At 59.4% G+C, this 22,916-nt stretch carries 25 protein-coding genes; 8 read left to right on the top strand and 17 right to left on the bottom strand.

Annotated features, from left to right (window positions below; translation table 11 throughout):
- Positions 1–123: 123 nt before the first annotated feature.
- The 5 genes from IB248_RS24615 to IB248_RS24595 form a co-directional block, all read right to left on the bottom strand.
- The gene (locus IB248_RS24615; protein WP_007531489.1) at positions 124–462 is read right to left on the bottom strand and encodes an integration host factor subunit alpha; all 339 of its coding nucleotides are present in this window, start codon (positions 460–462) and stop codon (positions 124–126) included.
- Between the two features lie 107 nt (positions 463–569).
- Positions 570–1,541, bottom strand: coding sequence for a beta-ketoacyl-ACP synthase III (locus IB248_RS24610; RefSeq protein WP_192241820.1), 972 nt, complete (start codon positions 1,539–1,541; stop codon positions 570–572).
- 19 nt (positions 1,542–1,560) lie between these two features.
- Positions 1,561–2,607 (bottom strand): phosphate acyltransferase PlsX, encoded by a 1,047-nt coding sequence (gene plsX, locus IB248_RS24605; RefSeq protein WP_025661225.1) that lies wholly within the window; start codon positions 2,605–2,607, stop codon positions 1,561–1,563.
- A 103-nt stretch (positions 2,608–2,710) separates the two neighbouring features.
- Positions 2,711–3,265 carry a DUF177 domain-containing protein gene (locus IB248_RS24600; protein WP_018116898.1) on the bottom strand — a complete coding sequence of 185 codons (555 nt, stop codon included), beginning with the start codon at positions 3,263–3,265 and terminating at the stop codon, positions 2,711–2,713.
- 10 nt (positions 3,266–3,275) lie between these two features.
- Positions 3,276–3,866 carry a ubiquinol-cytochrome C chaperone family protein gene (locus IB248_RS24595; protein ID WP_192241830.1) on the bottom strand — a complete coding sequence of 197 codons (591 nt, stop codon included), beginning with the start codon at positions 3,864–3,866 and terminating at the stop codon, positions 3,276–3,278.
- Positions 3,867–4,045: 179 nt separating this feature from the next.
- Between IB248_RS24595 and IB248_RS24590 the strand changes: the two genes are divergently transcribed.
- The gene (locus IB248_RS24590) at positions 4,046–4,582 is read left to right on the top strand and encodes an outer membrane protein assembly factor BamE (RefSeq protein WP_018116900.1); all 537 of its coding nucleotides are present in this window, start codon (positions 4,046–4,048) and stop codon (positions 4,580–4,582) included.
- Between the two features lie 70 nt (positions 4,583–4,652).
- Here IB248_RS24590 and IB248_RS24585 read toward each other — a convergent pair whose 3' ends face one another.
- From IB248_RS24585 to IB248_RS24575, 3 genes are all read right to left on the bottom strand, one after another.
- On the bottom strand, positions 4,653–6,788 hold the full coding sequence (locus tag IB248_RS24585; protein ID WP_018859200.1) for a sodium-translocating pyrophosphatase: 2,136 nt from the start codon (positions 6,786–6,788) through the stop codon (positions 4,653–4,655).
- Positions 6,789–6,995: 207 nt separating this feature from the next.
- On the bottom strand, positions 6,996–7,478 hold the full coding sequence (nusB, locus tag IB248_RS24580) for a transcription antitermination factor NusB (RefSeq protein ID WP_018116902.1): 483 nt from the start codon (positions 7,476–7,478) through the stop codon (positions 6,996–6,998).
- A gap of 3 nt (positions 7,479–7,481) precedes the next feature.
- A complete protein-coding gene (locus IB248_RS24575) occupies positions 7,482–7,937 on the bottom strand; it encodes a 6,7-dimethyl-8-ribityllumazine synthase (RefSeq protein WP_016553506.1) in 456 nt (151 codons plus the stop codon).
- Positions 7,938–8,269: 332 nt separating this feature from the next.
- Between IB248_RS24575 and IB248_RS24570 the strand changes: the two genes are divergently transcribed.
- From IB248_RS24570 to IB248_RS24560, 3 genes are all read left to right on the top strand, one after another.
- Positions 8,270–8,620, top strand: a complete 351-nt coding sequence (locus IB248_RS24570) for a hypothetical protein (RefSeq protein WP_169681031.1) — start codon at positions 8,270–8,272, stop codon at positions 8,618–8,620.
- A 99-nt stretch (positions 8,621–8,719) separates the two neighbouring features.
- The gene (locus IB248_RS24565) at positions 8,720–9,223 is read left to right on the top strand and encodes a cupin domain-containing protein (RefSeq protein WP_018859197.1); all 504 of its coding nucleotides are present in this window, start codon (positions 8,720–8,722) and stop codon (positions 9,221–9,223) included.
- A 25-nt stretch (positions 9,224–9,248) separates the two neighbouring features.
- Positions 9,249–9,785 (top strand): GNAT family N-acetyltransferase, encoded by a 537-nt coding sequence (locus IB248_RS24560; RefSeq protein ID WP_169681033.1) that lies wholly within the window; start codon positions 9,249–9,251, stop codon positions 9,783–9,785.
- Here the strand turns inward: IB248_RS24560 and IB248_RS24555 are convergent.
- The 7 genes from IB248_RS24555 to IB248_RS24525 all read right to left on the bottom strand — a co-directional run bounded on the left by IB248_RS24555 (position 9,748) and on the right by IB248_RS24525 (position 16,455).
- Entirely contained in the window at positions 9,748–10,368 is a 621-nt protein-coding gene (locus IB248_RS24555; protein ID WP_018859195.1) for a riboflavin synthase, read from the bottom strand. The genes IB248_RS24560 and IB248_RS24555 overlap by 38 nt on opposite strands.
- Positions 10,368–11,477: a bifunctional diaminohydroxyphosphoribosylaminopyrimidine deaminase/5-amino-6-(5-phosphoribosylamino)uracil reductase RibD gene (gene ribD, locus IB248_RS24550; protein ID WP_169681037.1), complete on the bottom strand. Its 1,110-nt coding sequence runs from the start codon at positions 11,475–11,477 to the stop codon at positions 10,368–10,370. Before ribD ends, IB248_RS24555 begins: the two co-directional genes overlap by 1 nt.
- Before the next feature lie 3 nt (positions 11,478–11,480).
- On the bottom strand, positions 11,481–11,957 hold the full coding sequence (gene nrdR / locus IB248_RS24545) for a transcriptional regulator NrdR (RefSeq protein WP_007531462.1): 477 nt from the start codon (positions 11,955–11,957) through the stop codon (positions 11,481–11,483).
- Positions 11,958–11,966: 9 nt separating this feature from the next.
- Positions 11,967–13,265, bottom strand: coding sequence for a serine hydroxymethyltransferase (glyA, locus tag IB248_RS24540; RefSeq protein ID WP_018859193.1), 1,299 nt, complete (start codon positions 13,263–13,265; stop codon positions 11,967–11,969).
- A 177-nt stretch (positions 13,266–13,442) separates the two neighbouring features.
- Complete coding sequence (locus IB248_RS24535; protein ID WP_018859192.1) at positions 13,443–14,747, bottom strand: L,D-transpeptidase family protein; 1,305 nt, start codon at positions 14,745–14,747, stop codon at positions 13,443–13,445.
- Between the two features lie 624 nt (positions 14,748–15,371).
- Positions 15,372–15,887 carry a MarR family winged helix-turn-helix transcriptional regulator gene (locus IB248_RS24530; RefSeq protein WP_018116896.1) on the bottom strand — a complete coding sequence of 172 codons (516 nt, stop codon included), beginning with the start codon at positions 15,885–15,887 and terminating at the stop codon, positions 15,372–15,374.
- 130 nt (positions 15,888–16,017) lie between these two features.
- A complete protein-coding gene (locus IB248_RS24525) occupies positions 16,018–16,455 on the bottom strand; it encodes a DUF6163 family protein (RefSeq protein WP_169681039.1) in 438 nt (145 codons plus the stop codon).
- Positions 16,456–16,590: 135 nt separating this feature from the next.
- Here IB248_RS24525 and hemB point away from each other — a divergent pair, with 135 nt between their 5' ends.
- From hemB to IB248_RS24505, 4 genes are all read left to right on the top strand, one after another.
- The gene (gene hemB, locus IB248_RS24520; protein WP_018116894.1) at positions 16,591–17,604 is read left to right on the top strand and encodes a porphobilinogen synthase; all 1,014 of its coding nucleotides are present in this window, start codon (positions 16,591–16,593) and stop codon (positions 17,602–17,604) included.
- 75 nt (positions 17,605–17,679) lie between these two features.
- Positions 17,680–18,138: an RDD family protein gene (locus tag IB248_RS24515; RefSeq protein ID WP_018116893.1), complete on the top strand. Its 459-nt coding sequence runs from the start codon at positions 17,680–17,682 to the stop codon at positions 18,136–18,138.
- Between the two features lie 179 nt (positions 18,139–18,317).
- Entirely contained in the window at positions 18,318–19,094 is a 777-nt protein-coding gene (locus IB248_RS24510) for an arginyltransferase (protein WP_018116892.1), read from the top strand.
- Positions 19,095–19,982: a DMT family transporter gene (locus IB248_RS24505; RefSeq protein WP_018859191.1), complete on the top strand. Its 888-nt coding sequence runs from the start codon at positions 19,095–19,097 to the stop codon at positions 19,980–19,982.
- On the opposite strand, the gene IB248_RS24500 is transcribed toward IB248_RS24505, so the two are convergent.
- Together IB248_RS24500 and parC are read right to left on the bottom strand one after the other, a co-directional pair.
- Entirely contained in the window at positions 19,921–20,454 is a 534-nt protein-coding gene (locus IB248_RS24500; protein WP_018116890.1) for an SRPBCC domain-containing protein, read from the bottom strand. The two genes, IB248_RS24505 and IB248_RS24500, sit on opposite strands and share 62 nt — an antisense overlap.
- A 132-nt stretch (positions 20,455–20,586) precedes the next feature.
- Positions 20,587–22,842 carry a DNA topoisomerase IV subunit A gene (gene parC / locus IB248_RS24495; RefSeq protein ID WP_169681040.1) on the bottom strand — a complete coding sequence of 752 codons (2,256 nt, stop codon included), beginning with the start codon at positions 22,840–22,842 and terminating at the stop codon, positions 20,587–20,589.
- Between the last annotated feature and the right edge of the window lie 74 nt (positions 22,843–22,916).

Here is a 22,916-nt window from a genome sequence, read left to right as displayed (position 1 = left end):
CATCATATTTCAACGGTTTGACGCCGCGAATTCAAGTCACCTCTTGAATACCGCACAGATCGTTCAGGGAAGATTGCAGGTTGTTGTCGTCGAGCGAGAGGGACCTCCCTCTCCTCAGCCCAATCAGGAAGCCGGATTTGCGGCCTTCTGCTTGGTCTTGCGCAGAGTATGCGCCTTGAGGATCCGCGTCTTCAAGACATTGGAGGCCTTGAAGGTCATGACGCGTCGGGGAGAAATCGGTACTTCCTCGCCAGTCTTCGGATTGCGGCCGATGCGCTCATTCTTGTCGCGCACCTGGAACGTCGCAAAAGACGAGAGCTTGACGGTTTCGCCGCGAACAATCGCGTTACAAATCTCGTCAATGACAGTTTCCACGAGCTCAGCAGATTCGGTTCTTGAAAGACCGACCTTACGAAAAACTGATTCCGCCAGGTCTGCTCGCGTCACTGTCTTTCCGGTCATGGTTTCCCCGCCCATTTGCCAATTATATTATGAAAGCGGACAAAGAGTATTTGTCTTGCGCCTCACGGTCAAGCTCTTGTTCGTCGGTAGTTTTTTGGATTTTCGGGTTACCAGCGCAGGAGTACTGCGCCCCAGGTGAAGCCGCCGCCCATCGCTTCCAACATCACCAGATCGCCTTCCTTGATCCGGCCGTCGCCAGCGGCCGTGGCCAGCGCGAGCGGAATCGACGCGGCAGACGTGTTGCCGTGGAGATCAACCGTAATGACTACTTTCTCAGGTGCAATATGCAACTTCTTGGCGGAACCGTCGATGATACGGCGATTGGCCTGGTGTGGCACGAGCCAGTCGAGATCGTCGGCGGTCGTTCCCGTGGCGTCGAAGGCGGCCTGAATGACGTCAGTGATCATGCCGACTGCATATTTGAAGACTTCGCGGCCCTCCATGCGCAGCTTGCCAACCGTGCCAGTCGTCGAGGGACCGCCATCCACATAGAGCTTCTCCTTGTGGGAGCCATCGGAACGCAGGTGCGCCGTCAGCACGCCACGATCAGCGGTCGTGCCCTTGCCCTCGGCAGCCTCCAGCACGATCGCCCCGGCGCCATCGCCAAAGAGGACACAGGTCGTGCGATCGTTCCAGTCGAGAATGCGCGAGAAGGTCTCGGCGCCGATTACCAGCACGCGCCTGGCGAGACCGCCCCTGATAAAGGCGTCGGCCGTTGTCACAGCATAGACGAAGCCTGTGCAGACGGCCTGTACGTCGAACGCAAAGCCATGGTGCATGCCCAGGCGGTTCTGGATATTGACGGCAGTCGCCGGGAATGTGTTGTCGGGCGTCGAGGTGGCACAGATGATAAGATCGATATCAGCTGGCGTCAGGCTTGCCTTGTCGAGCGCAGCACGCGCCGCAGCTTCGCCGAGCGACGATGTCGTCTCGCCCTCGCCCGCGATGTAGCGTTGGCGAATGCCCGTACGCTGGACAATCCATTCGTCCGATGTGTCCACGACATCTTCCATGTCGCGATTGGTCATAACGCGTTTCGGAAGTGCGGCTCCGAACCCGCGAACAACTGAACGGATCATATTGCTTAAACCCCGTCGCTCATGCGGCTTCCGGCCCGATCGGGGGCAGCCGCTTGGCATGATACTTTTGAAGATCGTTTTCTATTTTCTGATTGAGGCCATTCTTGGCCATGTCGTAGCCGACCTCGATGGCGGCAGCGATGCCTTCGGCATTGGCGCCGCCATGGCTCTTGATGACGACGCCGTTGAGGCCGAGGAAGACGCCGCCGTTCACACGGCTCGGATCCATCTTTTCGCGCAGCATGTCGAAGGCGCCCTTGGCGAAGAAGTAGCCGATCTTGGCAAGCAGCGTGCGCGACATTGCAGCGCGCAGATACTCACCGATCTGCCGCGCTGTACCTTCGGCCGCCTTCAAAGCAATATTGCCAGAGAAGCCTTCGGTCACGACGACGTCGACGGTACCCTTCCCCAGGTCGTTGCCTTCGACGAAGCCATAGTACTCGAGCGAGTCGATGTTGGCCTCACGGAGCAGGCGCCCCGCTTCCTTCACCTCTTCCTGGCCCTTGATCTCTTCGACCCCGACATTCAGCAGGCCAATCGACGGACGCTCGATCTCGAACAGCGCACGGGCCATTGCCCCGCCCATGAGCGCGAAATCCATCAACTGCTGCGAATCCGCGCCGATCGTCGCGCCCACGTCGAGAACGATGCTCTCGCCCTTCAAGGTGGGCCAGATGGCAGCGATCGCCGGCCGCTCGATATTGGCCATCGTACGCAGACAGAACTTGGCCATCGCCATGAGCGCGCCGGTATTGCCGGCCGACACCGCGACGTCGGCTTCCTTCGTCTTCACCGCTTCGATCGTCCGCCACATGGTGGAGATATAGCGACCGCGACGGAGCGCCTGGCTCGGCTTCTCGTCCATGCGGACGGCCAGCTCGCAGTCGTGGAAAACGGTCTTTTCCTTGAGCTTCGGAAACCTGTCGAGAACCGGCTCGCACTGTTCCTTCAATCCATACATCACGAAGAAAATATCGGGATGTCTTTCCAGTGCCTTGGCGGCGCCGGGGATGACAACCTGGGGACCAAAGTCGCCACCCATGAGGTCGATAGAAATTCTGATCACGCGTCCCTGATCCTTGTTTTTCGCCTCCGGCGGGCGAAATTTCGGCCAAAATACCGGTTTTCCCGTCGCTTACAACTGAATTGTGTCAAATCCCCAACGGGGCTCAGTCCTTTTTCCAATCCTTCAGCACGGCGAAGGCAGACGGCTTTTTATCGTTCTCTCCAGTGTCTTCTATGTGACCGGAGAACTCCACACCGGGCTTGCGCGGATAGGGATCGATCGCAAGAGCTGCGAATTCCGTAACCACCTCACCTGCGTCAATCGTATCGCCGGTGAAGCTTTCGGGAAGGTCCGGGCCATCGGGGTCCAGCACCATTTCGCCGGCATCATTGGCGGGCCGGCGCGCAAGCTTGGAATTCTCCGGCACGAAGATCTGCTCGAAGCTCTCGTCGATCTCCGATGGGACCGGATCGAGGGTCACGACGCAGGACTGGACGATGTTGGCACGCACCCTGCCCTTGATGCGCACACCATCCCGCTTCCACCGACCGATCTGGAGGTCAGCACCAAAGCTGTCCACCGATAGGACACTCCAACTGTCCGCAAGGGCTGCCAATTCGCGCTTGTCGGCCTCCAGATGCACCTCGACAGGATTGGCCGATATATGACCTACATTTACGAGGTAGGAGAACGGAACGTCGTCTCTTTTGTTTTTCATCGTCTCTTCCTCACGCTACCTTCGGAAGTGTCGCCGAGCCTGTCGCTATGACGTCCTCCGACTGAGACAAAAGATGGTCTTCGGCAACAAACATCCAGTCCGCGAGACCGCGCATATCCACCGGCTCATTCGCCTTCGGATGAATGTTTCGCACGAGCGCCGCAGCGAGTCCTTCGGCATCCCCGGTGTCCATCGCCTTGGCGTAGGCCTCCAGGCGGCCATAGAACATGCCGGCCAGCTTCTTCATGCGTTTGGGAACCGTGTTGTCACCGATCCCCAATTCACGGATGGAGTAGTCGATATCCTGGAAGAAGGCGTCGACGATTTCCTGCGCGATCTCCTGGCCGCTCGTCCCGGAGGTTCGTGTGCGCCGGAAGAAGAGGATCATCACCGCCGAAAGCATCTCGAAACGCCCCATCACCGTATCCGGGACATTCAAGCGCTCATAGAATTCCGGCATCCGTGCGGCCGACGTCAGTGCCTGATATTGCCGATCTACGATTACCTGGTTGTTGTTTTTCTTGCCAAAGAGCCCGAAGATCATCGTTTTTTCCGGAAAGGCCTCATTCTGGGCGCCAAGCGGCGTCCGGCCTTGTTGCATGATTTCGAAAGCTGGTTTACCGAAGCAGGCGCGAATTGCAATGCCGAAGGTGGCCACTTTCGGGACAGCACCCCTTCTGTCCGCATGAGCCAACGGGATGTCTCTCCCCGGAATGGCCACAATGGTTTTGCATCAGCGATCTGAGGCCGGTGGCTGCCATTCATAATTTTAGGGAGTAGATGTCGTTGACGAAACGGTATTTCAAGTCTGACAAAAAATTCCTCAGCAATGCCGCTATTGCCATCATGATCGCCTCCGCCGGACTTTCAGGCTGCCAGACACAAACCGTCCTCAACGGTGGATATGTCGCCGACGAGCAGTCGCTGAATCTCGTCCCAGTAGGATCGAGCCGCGAGCAGGTTCTCCTATCCCTCGGCACCCCGTCCACGACGGCGACGTTCGATGGCGAAGTCTTCTACTACATCTCGCAGCGCCGCGAGCGCTCCATGGCCTTCCAGAAGCTGAAGGTGGTCGATCAGAGCGTGCTGGCGATCTATTTCGACAAGGACGGCATCGTTACGCGCCGTGCGAACTACACCCTCAAGGACGGCAAGATTTTCGATACGATTACCCGCGTCACCCCGACGGGCGGCAAGGACTTCACCTTCCTACAACAGCTGCTATCGGGCGGCAGCGCGGCGAACGCTGCGAAGGGCCTCTTCGGTGGCGGCACCTCGCAGCCGGCCTCGCCGCAGAACCCGGCCAGCCTCCGCTAAAGCGGGAGCGAACTCTCAAAGAAAAACCCGCCGGATCGCTCCGGCGGGTTTTTAGTTTCGGCGATGTGCCTCAAGCCAGGACGGCGAGAAGCAGAAGAGCGACGATGTTGGTGATCTTGATCGCCGGGTTAACGGCAGGACCAGCCGTATCCTTGTAGGGGTCGCCGACCGTGTCGCCGGTCACCGATGCCTTATGCGCGTCGGAGCCCTTCATATGGCGAACGCCGTCCTTGTCGACGAAGCCGTCCTCGAAGGATTTCTTGGCATTGTCCCACGCGCCACCACCCGAGGTCATCGAGATCGCGACGAACAGGCCGTTGATAATAACACCGAGCAGCGATGCGCCCAGCGCCGCGAAAGCGGAAGCCTTCGAGCCCGAGATGATCAATACGCCAAAGTAGACGACGATCGGGGCAAGAACCGGCAGAAGCGAAGGAATGACCATCTCGCGGATGGCTGCCTTGGTCAGCAGGTCAACCGCCCTGCCATAGTCTGGACGCTCGGTCCCTGCCATAATGCCGGGCTTCTGCTTGAATTGACGGCGAACCTCTTCGACAATTGCGCCGGCCGCGCGGCCGACGGCGGTCATCGCGATGCCACCGAAGAGATAAGGAATGAGACCACCGAAGATCAGTCCGGCAACGACGTAAGGATTGGAAAGATCGAAGGAGATGTCGCCAATACCTGCAAAATAAGGGTACTTGTCGCCGTTGGCGGCAAAGTATTTGAGGTCGTAGGAATAGGCCGCAAACAGAACCAGGGCGCCGAGGCCAGCGGAACCGATCGCATAGCCCTTGGTAACGGCCTTCGTCGTATTGCCGACTGCGTCGAGCGCGTCGGTCGACTTGCGTACTTCCGGCGGCAGGTGGGACATTTCCGCAATGCCACCGGCATTGTCCGTCACCGGACCGAAAGCGTCGAGAGCAACGATCATGCCGGCAATGCCGAGCATGGCGGTAACCGCGATGCCGGTGCCGAAAAGGCCGCCGAGCTGATAAGTCGCCAGGATGCCGCCGACGATGACAATCGCCGGGAGGGCTGTCGATTCCAGCGACACCGCAAGACCCTGGATGACGTTCGTGCCATGGCCGGTCACAGAGGCCTGGGCGATCGAATTGACTGGGCGCTTGTTGGTGCCGGTGTAATATTCGGTGATGACAACAATCAGTGCTGTGACGAGCAGGCCGATCAGACCGCAGACAAAGAGATGCGTGCCGGTAATGTCCTCGCCACCGACCGAGCCAATCGAACCCCAGCCGATGGTTAGTGATGTCGCTGCGCCAAGGCCGATGATCGACAGCAGGCCGGTGACGATGAGACCCTTGTAAAGGGCGCCCATGATCGAGCCATTGCTGCCGAGCTTGACAAAGAACGTACCAATGATCGAGGTGATGATGCAGGCGCCGCAGATCGCAAGCGGGTAGAGCATCGCCGATTCAAGAACGGGTGCGCCGGCAAAGAAGATTGCGGCGAGAACCATGGTCGCGACGACGGATACGGCGTAGGTTTCGAAAAGGTCAGCTGCCATGCCAGCGCAATCGCCGACGTTGTCGCCGACGTTATCGGCAATTGTCGCGGGGTTGCGCGGATCATCTTCCGGGATACCCGCTTCGACCTTGCCGACGAGGTCACCGCCGACGTCAGCGCCCTTGGTGAAGATGCCACCGCCGAGACGGGCGAAGATCGAAATCAGCGACGCACCGAAGCCAAGCGCGACGAGGGAATCGATGACTTCGCGAGAGCTGCCTTCGTGCCCAAGCACGACAGTCAGCACGTAGTAGTAGATCGACACGCCAAGGAGCGCGAGACCGGCCACCAGAAGCCCGGTGATGGCACCCGACTTGAATGCAATCTCAAGTCCGGCGGCCAGGCTCTGGGATGCCGCCTGCGCCGTGCGAACATTGGCGCGCACCGAGACATGCATGCCGATGAAGCCAGCAGCGCCTGACAGAACAGCGCCGATGAGGAAGCCGATTGCAGCCGTGCCGGAGAGCAGCAGCCAGGCTGCAATGAAAACGACGATGCCGACGATTGCGATGGTCTTATACTGGCGCGTCAGATAGGCCTGCGCACCCTCACGAATATAGCCTGCAATTTCCTGCATGCGCTTGTTACCCTGATCGGCGGCAAGCACCGACCGGGTTGCCCAGATGGCATAGACCACCGAGAGCAGACCGCATGCTATTACCCATAAAAGAATGCTCATTTCGCTCTTTCCTCCAAAAGAGCCGGAGCTCACTCCCTCTCCGGCTGCGAATACGCCGACTCGATTTCCTCCCACAGAAATGCTGCAACGCCGGGCGGAGATTGCGTGGAGGAAAACGGCGCGTCAAGCCCGTAAGAGCCAAAAGCCCTTGCAGCACAATGGGAACGGAGGATTCTTGGAGGTCGGGCCTGCCGACCCGGCAGAACGCTACTTCTTGGCTTCGCCGCGCACCTGCTTTGCGATGCGGTCAAGCACGGCGTTGACGAGCTTCGGCTCATCGTCGCTGAAGAAGGCCTGAGCGATTTCGACGTATTCCGTCACGATGACCGCAACGGGAACATCCTTGCGTTCGAGAATCTCGAAGACGCCGGCACGGAGGATCGCGCGGACCGTGCTATCGAGACGCGACAGCGCCCAGTCGTCCTGTAAGGCGGACGCAATCATTGGGTCAAGGCGACGCTGCTCCCGCACGACGCCTGATACGATCGAGCGGAACCAGGAGGGGTCGGCCTTCAAATAGGTCTCACCGTCAAGTTCCTGGCCCAGGCGATGCGCCTCGTATTCAGCCACGATCTCCAGCACGCCGGTGCCGCCAATATCCATCTGGTAGAGCGCCTGAACGGCAGCAAGGCGCGCAGCACCTCGCTGGTTTGCAGCCTTGACCGGACGCTCCGAGTTCTCGTTGTTCATTCGTTATGCACCCAACTTCTTCTTCAGCTCTATCATCGTAAGAGCTGCGCGGGCGGCAAATCCGCCCTTGTCCTTGTCCGAACGGCGGGCGCGAGCCCAGGCCTGATCGTCATTCTCAACAGTCAGAATGCCATTACCAATGGCAAGGGATTCGCTCACGGCCAGATCCATCAGCGCGCGAGAGGATTCGTTCGACACGATATCGAAATGGTAGGTCTCGCCGCGGATGACCATACCGAGGGCGACGTACCCATCATACTGCGTGCCCTCATTATCTGCTCCGTCGAGCGCCATGGCAATCGCCGCCGGAATCTCGAGAGCGCCCGGAACGGTGACGACCTCATAGGTCGCGCCCGCCTCTTTCAAGGCGAAGGTCGCGCCTTCAAGCAGGGCATCGGCCATGTCGTCGTAGAAGCGTGCTTCGACGATCAAAATGTGGGGAGCGGTTTCTCGCGCCATGCTTCACCTTCAGTAGCTAGAGGACTTCACCATTCGGCAGGCCGCGGTCAAAACACGCCGCGACCCGAATGGCAAGCAAATTCCGACCATGGTTGGATGCCGAATCCGGAATCCCGGCAACGGCGGAGCGGGCAATTCTTGCGTCATTTTGTGCCGGCGTCGGACCGGCGCCTCGAAGATGGCAAATGAAGGGCAATTCGCATGAACAATATGTGACTAAATTCCAGATACTTATGAATTGAAGGCGGATGACCCGATTACCAATTTCATCTGCGTAACGCTGACGATCCACTGCCGACGGTCGATCGTCAGAGCAGATGAAAGGATACCCCATGAATCGCATTGCAGCCATCGCCTCCGCAGTCGCTACCCTTGCCTTTGCAGATGCCAGCCGTGCCGAAAGTCTCGACATGACGACCCCGTCGGGCATCGAACGAACGCTCCGCAGCTTCAGCGGCGCAAATCTCGATATTCGGCAGGTGGCCGACCACGGCAGTTCGAAAAATATCGGAGCGCCCAATTCATTTGCCGCACACAGTGTCCACGACATCCAAGTGATCCGTGCGGCCATTGCCGTCAACAAACCCCTTATGCATCAGCTCAACGCCAGAGGTGTGCTGCTCGGGAACATCGTCAACGCTGATCAGGCCGCGAACGGCGGTATCACGGTCTACTATCGATAAGGTCAAGGGCGACAGCGGAAGACTGTCGCCCGTCACGATGCTTTGCGGGTTGTATTTTCTCGCAGGATGATGCCTTTTCTCCGGAAACAGGAGAAGACAATGTCCGGCGTATCGAAGCCCGTCATCAACGTCGCTGATTTGAAGCTTGAGCACTGGAAGCAAGGGGATCTGTACGAAGGGACGGATGTCTCATTCGGCTCGCTTCTCGGCCTTGCAGGTCTCGGCATAAGCTACAACGAGGTCCCGCCCGGCAAATCCAGCTGTCCATTCCACAACCATCACGTGGAGGATGAGCTGTTTTTCGTCATCGAAGGCACCGGCGAATATCGTTTCGGTCCTGATCGCTATCCGATCCGGAAGGGTGACACGCTCGGCGCTCCAGCCGGGGGACAAGAGACCGCCCACCAGATCATCAACACTGGTTCGACGCCTCTGATCTACCTCGGCATTTCGACAATGGCGAAAACCGAGATTGTCGAATATCCCGATTCCGGAAAGTTTCTCGCCAAGACCAATCGCGACGAGGGACAAGCGAACCGCTTTCGCTTTATCGGCAGCGAGCATGGCAAGCTGGACTACTGGGACGGCGAGCCGGGTGCTTGACCTCCATCCGAGGGAACACTTCAAGATGACCAGCATTCCTACCATCGAGACGGCGCGACTGCTGCTACGTCCGCACACCGTTGACGATTTTTCTGACTATATGACGATGTGGAGCGACGAAGCGGTGGTGCGCTTCATCGGAGGTGTCCCCTCCACCCGCGAACAGGCCTGGGCACGCATGCTGCGTGTCGCCGGCATGTGGCATCACATAGGTTTCGGATTTCTGGCGATCGAGGAAAAGCAGTCAGGGCGTTTCATCGGGGAAGCAGGCTTCCTCGATATGAAACGGGATATGCACCCCGTTTCCACGGAAGGCACTCTGGAGACCGGTTGGGGACTGATGCCCTTCGCGCAAGGGCACGGCTACGCCAGCGAAGCGCTCACGGCGCTGATCGCCTGGGCGGAAGAGCGGTTCCCCTCCAAGCCAATGACCTGCATTATCGACCCGGGGAACGATCCCTCGCTGCGCCTGGCGCACAAGCTCGGCTTTCGCGAAGTCCAGCGATGCAACTATAATGGAGAGGTTATTCTGCTTTCGCGGTCGGGAACTCCGCCAGCCTAGCGGCATAGCGCGCCATGGTATCGACTTCGAAATTGACGAAGTCGCCTGCCTTGCGTTCGCCCCAGGTCGTGACCTCAAGCGTGTGACGGATCAGCAGGACGTCGAAATCGGTACCGTCCACCGCGTTGACGGTGAGCGACGTGCCATCCAGAGCGATGGAGCCCTTAGGTGCAACGAACTTGGCGAGATGCTCAGGCGCACGCAGGCGAAAGCGCGTCGCATCGCCCTCTTCCGTCACCGAGAGGATCTCGGCCTTGCCATCAACATGACCGGAAACGATGTGGCCGCCGAGTTCGTCGCCGATCTTCAGCGAGCGCTCGAGATTGATGCGGGTACCTTCCTTCCACGTCCCGATCGTCGTCAGGCGCAGAGCCTCTTCCCAAGCTTCGACCTCGAACCAGCGGCCGTTGCTGCCCTCGCCGGGCAGGCCGGTCACCGTCAGGCAGATACCGGAGTGCGAGATCGAGGCGCCCATGTCGATGGTCGCCGGATCATAGGCAGTGGCGACACGCAGCTTGATGCCTTCCTTCAATGGGGAAACAGATTCGATCTTGCCGACGTCGGTGACAATTCCGGTAAACATCAAAGCTCTCTTTCGTATTCGTCCAGGCGATCGTCGCCAAACATGAAGGTGCCCCTGTGCAGGAATCCCGATGGCATATCGGTCTTCTGGACCGGCGATTCAATACCGTCCTGCCCGATCACCGCAGGGCCTTGATAGAGGAGGATGCGGTCGATGTAACCGGCATCCAGGAAAAGCTTCGCCGTCCGCGCGCCGCCTTCGATGACAAGCGAAGAAATTCCGCGCGATGCTAGTGCAGGCAGCAGTTGGTCGGGCCGGTAGGGACTGCATTGGACCACTTCGACGCCAGCCTGATCCAAAGCGTCTCGTCGTGCGAGAAAGGCCTCGTCCTCGCTATTGTCGAAGCGGGGCGGTTCGGCCGCGACGACGATCAATGGCACCTGCTTGGCCGTAGCGACCAGCTTGCTGTCCAAGGGCAAAGAGAGATCTTCATCGAGCACGACACGAACCGGTGAGCGGGCCTCAAGTCCAGGCGTGCGAACGGTGAGCAAGGGATCATCGGCGATCGCAGTCCCGATCCCAACCAGAATCGCATCGGTTTCGGCGCGCAGCTTCTGCACCTCTACCCGTGCCGCAGGCCCGGTGATCGCAATCTGCCCCTCGCCCTTTTTTCCGATCATGCCGTCAGCGGAAACCGCAAGCTTGAGAGTCACATAGGGCCGGTTCTTCGTCTGCCGTGTGAGGTAAGCAGCAAGCGAACGCTTGCCTTCCTTTTCGAGAATTCCTGACTCGACCTCGATCCCCTCATCGCGCAGCATGGCAATGCCCCTGCCCGAGACACGCGGATCCGGATCGGTGACGCTTATCACCACACGACCAATGCCGTAGGCAATCAGCGCCTCCGCGCAGGGTGGTGTCTTGCCGTAATGCGAGCAGGGTTCGAGCGTGACATAGGCGGTGGCGCCGCGCGCCAGTTCGCCGGCTTCGGCCAGGGCCTGCGGTTCGGCATGGGGACGCCCGCCGACTGCCGTCACTGCACGGCCGACGATCTGACCGTCACGCACGATCACGCAGCCGACGGAAGGATTGGTAGATGTCTGGCCGAGATGCAGGAGACCCAGGCGGATCGCCTCTTCCATGAAACGCGCGTCGTCTTCCGAAGCGCTCATGAGCTAGTTGTCCAGGGGATCGCGGGCGATCTTGGCGTTGATCTCGGAAATGACTTTCTCGAAATCCTCGGCATGCGAAAAATCCCGATAGACAGAGGCATAGCGAACGAAGCCAACATCATCTAGGCTCTTCAATGCTTCCAACACCTGAAGGCCGATCTGCTCGGAGCTGATCTCGACTTCGCCGGAGCTTTCAAGCCGTCGAACGATGCCGGATACCGCACGTTCGATGCGGTCGCGGTCGACGGGACGCTTGCGCAGTGCGATCTCGAAAGATCGCACCAACTTGTCGCGGTCGAACGGTACCTTGCGGCCGGTCTTCTTCGACACCATCAGCTCGCGCAGCTGCACGCGCTCGAAGGTCGTGAAACGACCGCCGCAATCGGGACAAATACGCCTGCGGCGGATGGACGTATTGTCCTCCGCCGGGCGTGAATCCTTGACCTGTGTGTCTTCCGATCCGCAGAATGGGCAGCGCATGCGCTATCCTTAGCCCATGTAATCATACATTGGGAAGCGGTTGGTCAGCTCGACCACCTTGCCGCGAACGGCTGCTTCCACGGCTGCGTTCCCCTCGTCGGAGTTGGCGACCTTCAAGCCGTCGAGAACCTCAACGATGAGGTTGCCGATTTCCTTGAATTCCGCTTCCTTGAAGCCACGCGTCGTGCCGGCTGGCGCGCCGAGGCGCACACCCGAAGTTACGAATGGCTTCTCAGGGTCGAACGGGATGCCGTTCTTGTTGCAGGTGATGTAGGCGCGGCCGAGGGCTGCTTCGGCACGCTTGCCGGTCGCGTTCTTCTTGCGAAGATCGACGAGCATCAGGTGGTTGTCGGTGCCGCCGGAGACGACATCGAGGCCGCCGGCGATCAGGGTTTCCGCAAGCGCCTTGGCGTTCTTGACGACCTGCGCGGCGTAGTCCTTGAACTCCGGCTCCAGCGCTTCACCGAAGGCGACGGCCTTGGCGGCGATGATGTGCATCAGCGGACCACCCTGCAGACCGGGGAATACGGCCGAGTTGAACTTCTTCGCCAGATCTTCGTCGTTCGTCAGGATCACGCCACCGCGGGGACCACGCAGCGATTTGTGGGTCGTCGTCGTGGCAACGTGGCAGTGCGGGAACGGCGACGGATGCTGGCCACCGGCGACGAGACCGGCGATGTGCGCCATGTCGACCATCAGGTAGGCGCCGACCGAGTCAGCGATCTCGCGGAAGCGCTTCCAGTCCCAGATGCGGGAGTAAGCGGTGCCGCCGGCGATGATCAGCTTCGGCTTATGCTCTTCGGCCTTGCGGGCAACTTCGTCCATGTCGAGCAGGTTGTCGCCTTCGCGCACGCCATAGGACACGACGTTGAACCACTTGCCGGACATGTTGACCGGGGAACCGTGCGTCAGGTGACCGCCCGAGTTGAGGTCGAGGCCCATGAAGGTGTCGCCCGGCTGCAGCAGTGCAAGGAACACGGCCTGGTTCATCTGCGAACCGGAGTTCGGCTGAACGTTGGCGAAGTTGACACCGAAGAGCTTCTTGGCGCGTTCGATCGCCAGTTCTTCAGCGATATCGACGAACTGGCAGCCGCCATAGTAGCGCTTGCCCGGATAGCCTTCGGCATACTTGTTCGTCATGATGGAGCCCTGGGCTTCCAGCACCGCGCGGGAAACGATGTTTTCCGAGGCGATGAGTTCGATCTCGTGCCGCTGGCGGCCGAGTTCCTTGCCAATCGCGCTGAAGATTTCCGGATCGGTATCGGCAAGCGAGCGATTGAAGAAGGTCTGGGTGGAGGCATTGGTCATGAGCGGGCTCCTCAACTGGAATGCGCGAAGGTATTAGCGCCCCGCCCTTTCAAGGGCAATACGGAGAACGACATTTGCTAGGCAATCTACGCGCCGCGCGTTCTATGCCCGACAGGACAACAAAAAACCGCGCCAGAGAGGCGCGGTTTCTTCAAAATCAAACGCGATCCAATTGACTTATTGAACCGGCTGCTCCGTGGTTGCGGTCGTGTCGAGCGCAAGCTCGGCGTTGCCGTCGAGCTGATAGATATCGTCGCGGAACTGCACGACGCCATCCGGCATGCCCCAGGCGGAAATGTAGACGAAGTAAACCGGCACTTCTTCGGCGAGCTTGATCGGCGTGTTGACGCGGGTCGTGATGACCTGCTCCATCTGCTGACGCGACCACGGCGGGGTCTCGCGCAGCAGCCACGTCGTCAGATCGCGAACGTTCTGGACGCGAACACAGCCCGAGGACTCAAAGCGCATCAGCTTGTTGAAGAGACCCTGCTGCGGCGTGTCATGCATATACTCGCCGTTCTTGTTGTAGAAGTTGATCTTCGTGGACGCCATGGCGTTGATCTTGCCCGGGTCCTGACGGAACATGAAATTCGGAGCCTTCTCGGCATTCCAGTCCACCGTTTCCGGCGCCACCTCGTTGCCCTTTCCGTCGATCAGGCGAATGGCATTCTTCTCGAGATAGGTCGGGTCCTTGCGCATCAGCGGTACGATGTCTTTTTCGACGATCGAGCGCGGTGCCGTCCAATAAGGATTGAGGATAACTTCGTAGATCTTCGAGTTGACGAGATGCGTCGGACGGCTGAGACGGCCAACGACCGCAGCGTGGCGCGTCGCAACGCTGCCGTCTTCCACGGCCTCGACGTAGGCGGCCGGAATGTTAACCATCACGTGGCGGCGTCCGAGCTCTTCCGGGAAGGTCTGGATGCGGATGAGGTTGGTGTTCAGCTGCTGCAGACGAACATCGGCCGGAATGTTCATGGCCTTCAAGGTGAACTCGCCGATGACGCCGTCGGCCGGAAGGCCGTGGCGCGCCTGGAAGCGCTTGACGGCGCCGTCGACATAGGAATCAAACGCCGAAGACATGCCAGCCTCGCGCGGTAGGTCGCCTGTGATGGCAAGACGCTGGCGAAGGCTCTGGACGGCCGGGTCGGTCACGCCGATCTGCAAGCGCTGCTGGCTTGGGCTGACTTCGGGCCAACCGCCAGCCGAAGCGATCTGCTGATACTGGGCGATTGCCTGCTGGATGCTCGGCACCGACTGCGGCCCGAGAATCGGCGTGTTGGAAACGACAGCCGTTGCGGTGCGGGACGCAGCCTTCGCATCGAACTGATCGTCCCAATCGCCGCGTTGTGGAGCATTAATGAGCGAGTCGATCGCCGATTGCGCGAGTGCGGGGGCCGCCAATGCGCCCGCGCCAACCATTGCCGCAGACGTCAGAAACGCCCGACGAGAGAAAGCTTCAGTACCGATTTTCTTCGACATTCATCCCAACCACTAAATTGCCGCCGCTTGAGAGACCGGCAGCCTTCGCTATCCCTGCGAGAACGCAGATCTCTCTATCAACCCGTCGCTACGGCGCATCGCACAATCTCTCTGCCGGCGATCACATGATTGCGAGCAGGGAGCGCGAGGTTGTCAGACCTCAATTTGGGAAGCGCCCTTTGCCGTGTATTTCCGCTGACATGCTAATATGGCCAATTCGTGTCGCCCTGCACCACACTCAACCGTCGGTCGCGGGCGATGCGCAAAGAACCATATCCATCCACAGAAATGTGGCGGTTAATAGCGGCTAAAAAACGGCTTGAATACAGTCGATTATGCTTGCCTGCCATGCGTTGCAAAGATGTCACGACCTCGCAGACAAGGCGCGGATTACGCGCGTCCGGTCCGCCCACTGCCTGCAACAAATAGAGCTGACGTCGCGACCGCGTCGCGTGATTCCCGGGAAACCCCAAGCTCGTCGCGGAGGTCATTGTCCAAGTCGGCGACCGAGTACGCAGCCCGGCAGCTAGACGCTGCTAACGGCGAAAAGGCGCTACGGAATACCGTTGCGCCCTTTCGTGCCTTGGAGGTCCGATAAGCCAGCAGGGAAGTTGGCTTACGAGATTACAGGCGATAGAGGATCTGGTCGTTCCAGAAGCGGTCCAGACGGGTAAGCAGCTTGTTCATCTGCGTGAATTCGTCGGAGCCGATGCCGCCAACCTTGTCGATCGAGCCGACGTGACGTTCATAGAGCTTGGCGACGGTTTCAGCGATGTCCTGACCCGCTTCCGTCAGGCTGATGCGGACCGAGCGACGGTCGATGCGCGAGCGCTGATGGTTGATGAAGCCGAGATCGACAAGCTTCTTGACGTTGTAGGAAACGTTGGAACCCAGGTAGTAACCGCGGGAGCGAAGTTCGCCGGCGGTGAGCTCGGAGTTGCCGATGTTGAAGAGAAGAAGTGCCTGGACGGCATTGACGTCGCTGCGACCCTGGCGGTCGAACTCGTCCTTGATGACGTCGAGGAGACGGCGGTGAAGACGTTCAACAAGATGAAGGGATTCCATGTAAAGATCACGGATGCCTTGTTCCTGCTGGTCACGGAAGTTCGATACCGCCTGCGGCTTGATTTTCGTGTTCATGATGACTGCCTCACTGTTTTGTTTGGCGGTGTTGGTTTTCTTCCCGCCTTGAGACAGACCCTATCGAATACAAATAAAATTCTACTTAAACCGCAGGCTTAACAGTGCCTTACCGGAAACCCTAGATGTATCAGGGTAAATCAACGCTTACCTGCCGGCGCCGCTTGCGCTTTTCGTACCAGAGCGCAACACGGAATCCCAGGTAGACCAGGACGACCGCGGCATGCAGCAAAACGATCAGCCGGTTGGACCCGAAAACCTCCGGCATGAAGGCGTACATGATGATCTGTCCGCCTGCCGCGAGCACCCAGATAACCGGCCCCCAGGAGACGGCCAGCCATAGACCGAGAGAGGCGACGGGGAAGAGAACGGCGAGGCTGGTGCTTGCGACCTTCCACGGAAGGCTGAGCAGATCGAAGCGCCCTGCCCCGACCAGCGAATAGCCGACGAGCATCGCCCAATACTGCAATCCGAACCAGAAGCAGGAAACGGCGACAAGCCGCAGGAACAGGATGAAGAGAACGCTGGTCAGCGTCCGCTTAGGTATCGTCGGAGAATCAGCGTCCATGTCTCAAACAATAGGGTTGCCGTTGCGACTTCGCCAGCGCCTCCTCCATTGCGGCCAATCGTCCGGTTTGGATTTCGGCCACGCCATGATAATGAGCGCTTCGACAATTGGAATGGCAGAAAGCTGGAAACCACCATGCAGGACAAGACCCATCTCGTCGACGAGATTACCGGCCATCGGCGCATGCGCCGCAATCGCAAGGCCGATTGGACGCGGCGCCTCGTGCAGGAGAACCGCCTGACGGTCGACGACCTGATCTGGCCGGTTTTCGTCGTTCCCGGCACGGGCATCGTCGAAGCGATCCCGGCGATGCCCGGCGTCAACCGCATGAGCGTGGATAGGCTGGTCGAAGCCACCAAGGAAGCGGCCGATCTCGGCATCCCTGCGATCGCGACCTTCCCGAACATCGAAATGGAACTGCGCGACGAAACAGGCTCGAACAGTCTTGAAACCAACAATCTGATCAACCAAGCGACAATCGCAATCAAGAAGGCGGTGCCCAATATCGGTGTCATCACCGACGTCGCGCTTGACCCCTTCACGAGCCATGGCCACGACGGGATCCTGCGACAGGGCGAGATCGTCAACGACGAGACGGTCGATCAGGTTGCGCGCGCGGCCGTCATGCAGGCCGATGCCGGCTCTGACATCATTTCGCCGTCGGAGATGATGGACGGCAGAATCGGCGCCATCCGCCGCGCCCTTGACGCTGCCGGGCACCAGAATGTTGGTATTATGAGCTACGCCACCAAATTCGCCTCGGCATTCTATGGCCCCTACCGCGAGGCGATCTCCACCGGCGGTCTGCTCAAGGGTGACAAGAAGACTTACTACATTGATCCGGCAAACGGCACCGAAGCCATCCGCGACGCCGCGCTTGACGTGGAGGAAGGTGCCGACATGCTGATGGTCAAGCCGGGCCTGCCCTATCTCGACATCTGCTGGCGCATGAAGGAAGCCTTCGGTCTGCCGACCTTCGCCTATCAGGTTTCGGGGGAGTACACGCAGATCAAGGCGGCCGCGATGAACGGCTGGATCGACGGCGAGCGCGCCATGCTGGAAACCCTGCTCTCGTTCAAGCGTGCGGGCTGCGACGGCGTCCTCACCTACTTTGCAGTCGAGGTGGCAAGAATCCTAGCCAGGCGCTGATTGCGCGCCAATATTGCATTTGAGGGAAGCGATACCATATCAGCGGCATCGCTTTCTCGAAAGGAGACCGTAACGATGACGCTCACGCCCAATCCGCTCTATGCTGCACCGGACGACTGGCGCGCCTATAGCGGCACGCTGAGCCGTCGTGTCTTCGCATTCATCCTCGACTACGTGATCATTCTGCTGCTCTGCATACCGGCGGCGGTCATTCTTTTCTTCCTGTCGATCGTCACACTGGGGCTCGGATTCTTTCTCTACCCGGCGCTGTTCGTGATCGTTGCAGGCCTGTATTTCGGCTTTACGGTGGGCGGTTCCCAGCAGGCCTCATTCGGCATGCGCGCAATGGGCATTGCCATCATCCGCGTCGACGGGCAGCCGATGGACTTCCTGACGGCCATCGTTCACCTGGCGCTTTTCTGGATCCTGAACTCAGTCCTGACGCCGCTGATTCTGCTGGTTGGCCTGTTCACCGAACGCAGCCGGTTGATCCACGATTTTCTGGTTGGCACCGTCACGGTACGCACCGCCTGATCAGGCTCGCCACAAGCTAAAATAAACGCTGCTCCCGACCTTTGCCGGGAGCCTTTCGACGCCATATCCAAAAGTATGACGCGCGACATCGGGCAGGAGAACGGCCCCGCTGTTGACGTTTTTTATTCTTAAGTCATCCTGTCAGATAAGCAGCGAACCAAAGGAAATCTCCGCAACAGATGAATACGCAGACGACGCCATCACCGCAGTTCTACCTGACTGCTCCGGCTGCGTGCCCCTATCTGGCCAACGAGATGGAACGTAAGGTCTTCACGCATCTCGTCGGTCCCCGCGCAGCGGAGATGAACGATATCCTGACACAGGGCGGCTTTCGCCGGTCGCAGAACATCGCCTATCGTCCGGCCTGCGAGGCCTGCCGCGCCTGCATTTCCGTGCGCATCCTCGCACAGGAATTCCTGCCGACGAAGTCGATGAAGCGCGTGCTGGCAACGAACGCCGACATCATCTCCACGGAATTCCCTGCCCAACCTTCCAGCGAACAATATTCGCTGTTCCGACGCTATCTCGATTTTCGCCACCAGCAGGGCGGAATGTCCGACATGACGGTGCTCGACTATGCCATCATGGTCGAAGACACCCATGTGAACACCAAAATCATCGAGTATCGGCTTCGAAAGGAAGGGACGGGCCTGGAAGAGCGCCCGACCGGCGAGCTCTTGGCCGCCGCCCTGACCGATACCATGAGCGATGGCCTGTCCATGGTTTATTCCTACTTCAACCCTGACATGGATCGCCGCTCCCTTGGCACGTTCATGATCCTTGATCACATCAGGCGCACAAAGGCCTTGGGTCTTCCACACGTCTACCTTGGCTACTGGGTTCAAGGGTCGAGGAAAATGGACTACAAGACTCGCTTCCAGCCGCAGGAGCATCTGACTTCGCGCGGCTGGGAACGTTTCGATCCCTCCGTATTGCCCGAAAGCCCGCGCTACTAAATGCTCCTCCCCTCCCTTTCCGATCATCGGAAAGGCCTGCTGCTGACGGCAATCGGCGGCTTGGCTCTTTCCATGGACATTCCACTGGTGCGGCTTGCTCACGGCGACATGTGGTCGATCCTGGGCATGCGCAGCATCACGACGGTCGCCGCCGCGCTGCTGGTGATCTGTCTTATCAGATACGCCAAGGGAGCATGGCCCGTGCTCGTGCCCGGCAGGCACGGCCTTGCGACGGGACTGCTCTACGGCTGCTCGACGCTGACCTTCCTGCTTGCCGTCTTCAACACGGCGACGGCCAATGTGGTTTTTATCGTCGCGTTCAATCCGATGTTCGGCGCTCTCTTGTCATGGATTTTTCTCAAGGAACGTCCTACGGCATCCACGCTCGTCACCATGGCGGTCATGGTGTTCGGTGTTGGCCTGATCGTGCATGATGGATTGGCCGGCGGCCATCTCTTCGGCGATGCCATGGCACTTCTCAGCGCCTTTATCCTCGCATCGGCGATAACCATTGCCCGGGCGTCGCGTCGGGAAATGGGCTTCGTGCCCTTGCTTGCCGCCGCCCTGCCGGCGGCCCTCGGCTTTGCAAAGGCCCTGCCGGTCGGGCTAGCCATAGAGCATCCCGCCTGGATCATCCTCAACGGTACGCTTCTGATGCCGGTCGCCTTTTGGTGCCTAGCTACCGGACCACGCTATCTCTCCGCGCCCGAAGTCGGCATGTTCTATCTGCTCGAAACCATCCTGGCTCCGATCTGGATATGGCTGATCTTCGCGGAAGCCCCACCGACGATGACGCTCGTAGGCGGCACGATCCTGGTCTGCGCGATTATGCTGCACTCGCTTTGGATGGTTCGGCGGAAGCCTGCGCGACAATCTCTGGCACACTGACCACCTGCATCGCATCGAGTTCGCGCTCGAGCCCCTGCATGACGTGGACCCAGCCCTTCCGCGTCTCTTCTTCGAACTGGCCCCATTGGGCGCACATTTCGTGCGAGAGCGTCAACCGCGTGCCTTCGGCGAGCGGTTCGATGTCGATCTGTATTCGATCCGCATTGTGATCATGCTCGGCTGCCGAGAAGCAGAAGACCATCCGCCGCGGTCGGCGCAATTCGAGAAATACGCCGTAATGCACCGCATCGCCTGTCGGACGTCGGTCGATGACGAGAAAATGTCCGCCGACCTTTGGATCGATGTCGGCTCGGATAACGCGGCCTTCGTCGCTTGCGAAAAGGAAGCGTTTGGCGATCTGAGGGTTCAGCCATGCGTCGTAGACGGCGCAGGGCGAGGCATTGAATGTATGCGCAACGTTCAAAGTGATGGTATTGCAAGCACTCATCAACAATCCTCCGTGATCGGACATGGCACTCTCCAGGAGCACCACACTCGATCATTCCGTCCGCCTGCGGAATGACGTCTGTCCATGTTGTGATTACTGGCCAGAAGTAGAGGAGTTGCCCCGCTCGCCAAGAGCGAGGCGCAGAATTATTTTCGCTTAGCCGGCAAACTTACCGCTGCGCGGGAAGCCTTTCGGAACGGTCCGACCAGCGGTGGCACGATCGCCAAGCCATTCGGCAAGCTCGTCCTTGTTCTTCGTGAAGGTGCGGCCCGCGCTGTCTTCCCAGACGAGGCCGTCTGATATTGCGAAGCAGCGTACGTCGGAAATGCCGCCATCCTTGTAGCGCTGCAGGCGGACGCCCTTGCCGCGACCCATTTCCGGGACCTGCGACAGCGGGAAGACGAGCAGTTTGCGATTGTCGCCGACGACAGCGATATAGTCGCCACTGACGGGAACGATCAGCTTCGTCTCATCAGGCATGGAGACATTCATTATCTGCTTGCCCTTGCGGGTATTGGCGACCATGTCGGTCTCGGCAACAACGAAGCCGTTGCCCGCCGTCGAGACGATCATCTGCTTGCGGGCAGGATCGTGAACGAAGGCGGTCAGGACGTCCTGATCGTTGTCCATATCGATCATGATGCGCAGCGGTTCGCCATGACCTCGACCGCCGGGCAGCTTGTCGCCGCCAAGTGTGTAGGCCTTGCCACCGGTGGTGATGATCAGGATCTTGTCGGTCGTCTGCGCAGGGAAGGCAACCTTCAGCGCGTCGCCTTCCTTGAAGGTCAGGGTCGCGGTGTCGGAGATGTGCCCCTTCAGAGCGCGTATCCAGCCCTTTTCGGAGACGACGACGGTGATCGGCTCCTTCTCGATCATCGCCTGCTGGATAGCCTGCTCGTCGGCTTCCGGCGCGTCGGCGAACTGGGTGCGGCGACGACCGAGCTCGGTCGCCTTGGCGAACTTCTTCTTCACTTCGCCGATTTCCCAGGCGACGGTCTGCCACTGCTTTTCTTCCGATGCCAGCAGTGCCTCGATCTCGCCCTTCTCCTTGGTGAGTTCGTCGAACTCGGTGCGAATCTCGAACTCCTCGAGCTTGCGCAACGACCGCAGCCGCATGTTGAGGATCGCTTCGACCTGATTGTCGGTCAGGGACCAGCGCGCGATCATCACCGGCTTCGGCTCGTCCTCTTCGCGGATGATGCGAATGACCTCATCGATGTTGAGGTAGGCGATCAGCAAGCCGCCGAGGATTTCCAAGCGGCGGTCAATGGCCGCCAGGCGGAAGCGCGAGCGGCGCTGCAGCACTTCGCGGAGATGGTCGAGCCACTCCTTCAGGACCTCGTTCAACGCCATGACGCGCGGGATGCGGCCCATGGAGAGAACGTTCATGTTCAGCGGGAAGCGGCTTTCCAGTTCCGTCAGCTTGAACATCGATTCCATGAGGATCGTCGGATCGACCGTCCGGTTCTTCGGCACCAGCACGACGCGGACATCTTCGGCGGACTCGTCGCGAATGTCCTCGAGCAAGGGCAGCTTGCGCGCCAAGAGAAGTTCGGCGATCTTTTCGATCAGGCGGGACTTCTGTACCTGGAACGGGATTTCGGTGACGACGATCTGATAACCGCCGCGGCCAAGATCCTCGGTCTCCCACTTGGCGCGTGTACGGAAACCGCCACGGCCAGTCTTATAGGCCTCGATGATGCTTTCACGGCCATCGATGATGATGCCGCCGGTCGGGAAATCCGGACCGGGAATAAACTCGACCAGCTTCTCGACGGTAGCATCGGGATGCTTGATGAGATGGAGGGCCGCGTCGCAGAGTTCGTGGACATTGTGCGACGGAATGGACGTCGCCATGCCGACTGCAATGCCCGACGAGCCATTCGCCAGCAGGTTCGGAAAGGCGCCCGGCAGGACGACCGGTTCTTCGTCTTCCTCGTTGTAGGTCGGGCGGAAATCGACCGCGTCCTGATCGATACCCTCAAGCAAGAGGCCGGCCACATCCGTCATGCGCGCTTCGGTGTATCGATAGGCGGCAGCGCTGTCGCCGTCGATATTGCCGAAATTTCCCTGCCCGTCGACGACAGGGTAACGCTGTGAGAAATCCTGCGCGAGACGCACGAGCGCATCGTAGACAGACTGGTCGCCATGCGGATGGAACTTACCGATGACATCGCCGACGATACGAGCACATTTCTTGAACGCGGAATTGGGCCGAATGCCCATTTCGCTCATGGCGTGAATGATGCGGCGATGCACCGGCTTCAGGCCGTCGCGCACGTCAGGGAGCGCACGATGCATGATCGTCGATAGCGCATAGGCCAAGTAACGCTCTTCAAGCGCCGCCTTCAAATCGACCGGAAGGATACTGTCGTCGTCTCCGCCAGAGGGCGGCAAAATCTCTTGTCCCATATGTCCTGACTAGCCGAGATGGTTGTTTTGAGCAAGGAATCCGGGCATTCCGGCTGTGGATGAAGTCTTGGCGT

Source organism: Rhizobium sp. RHZ01 (assembly GCF_014851595.1).
In the GTDB taxonomy this organism is placed as follows: Bacteria; Pseudomonadota; Alphaproteobacteria; order Rhizobiales; family Rhizobiaceae; genus Rhizobium; species Rhizobium altiplani.
The sequence above is the reverse complement of the archived record's forward strand: the minus strand, read 5'-3'. Positions and strand labels throughout refer to the sequence as shown.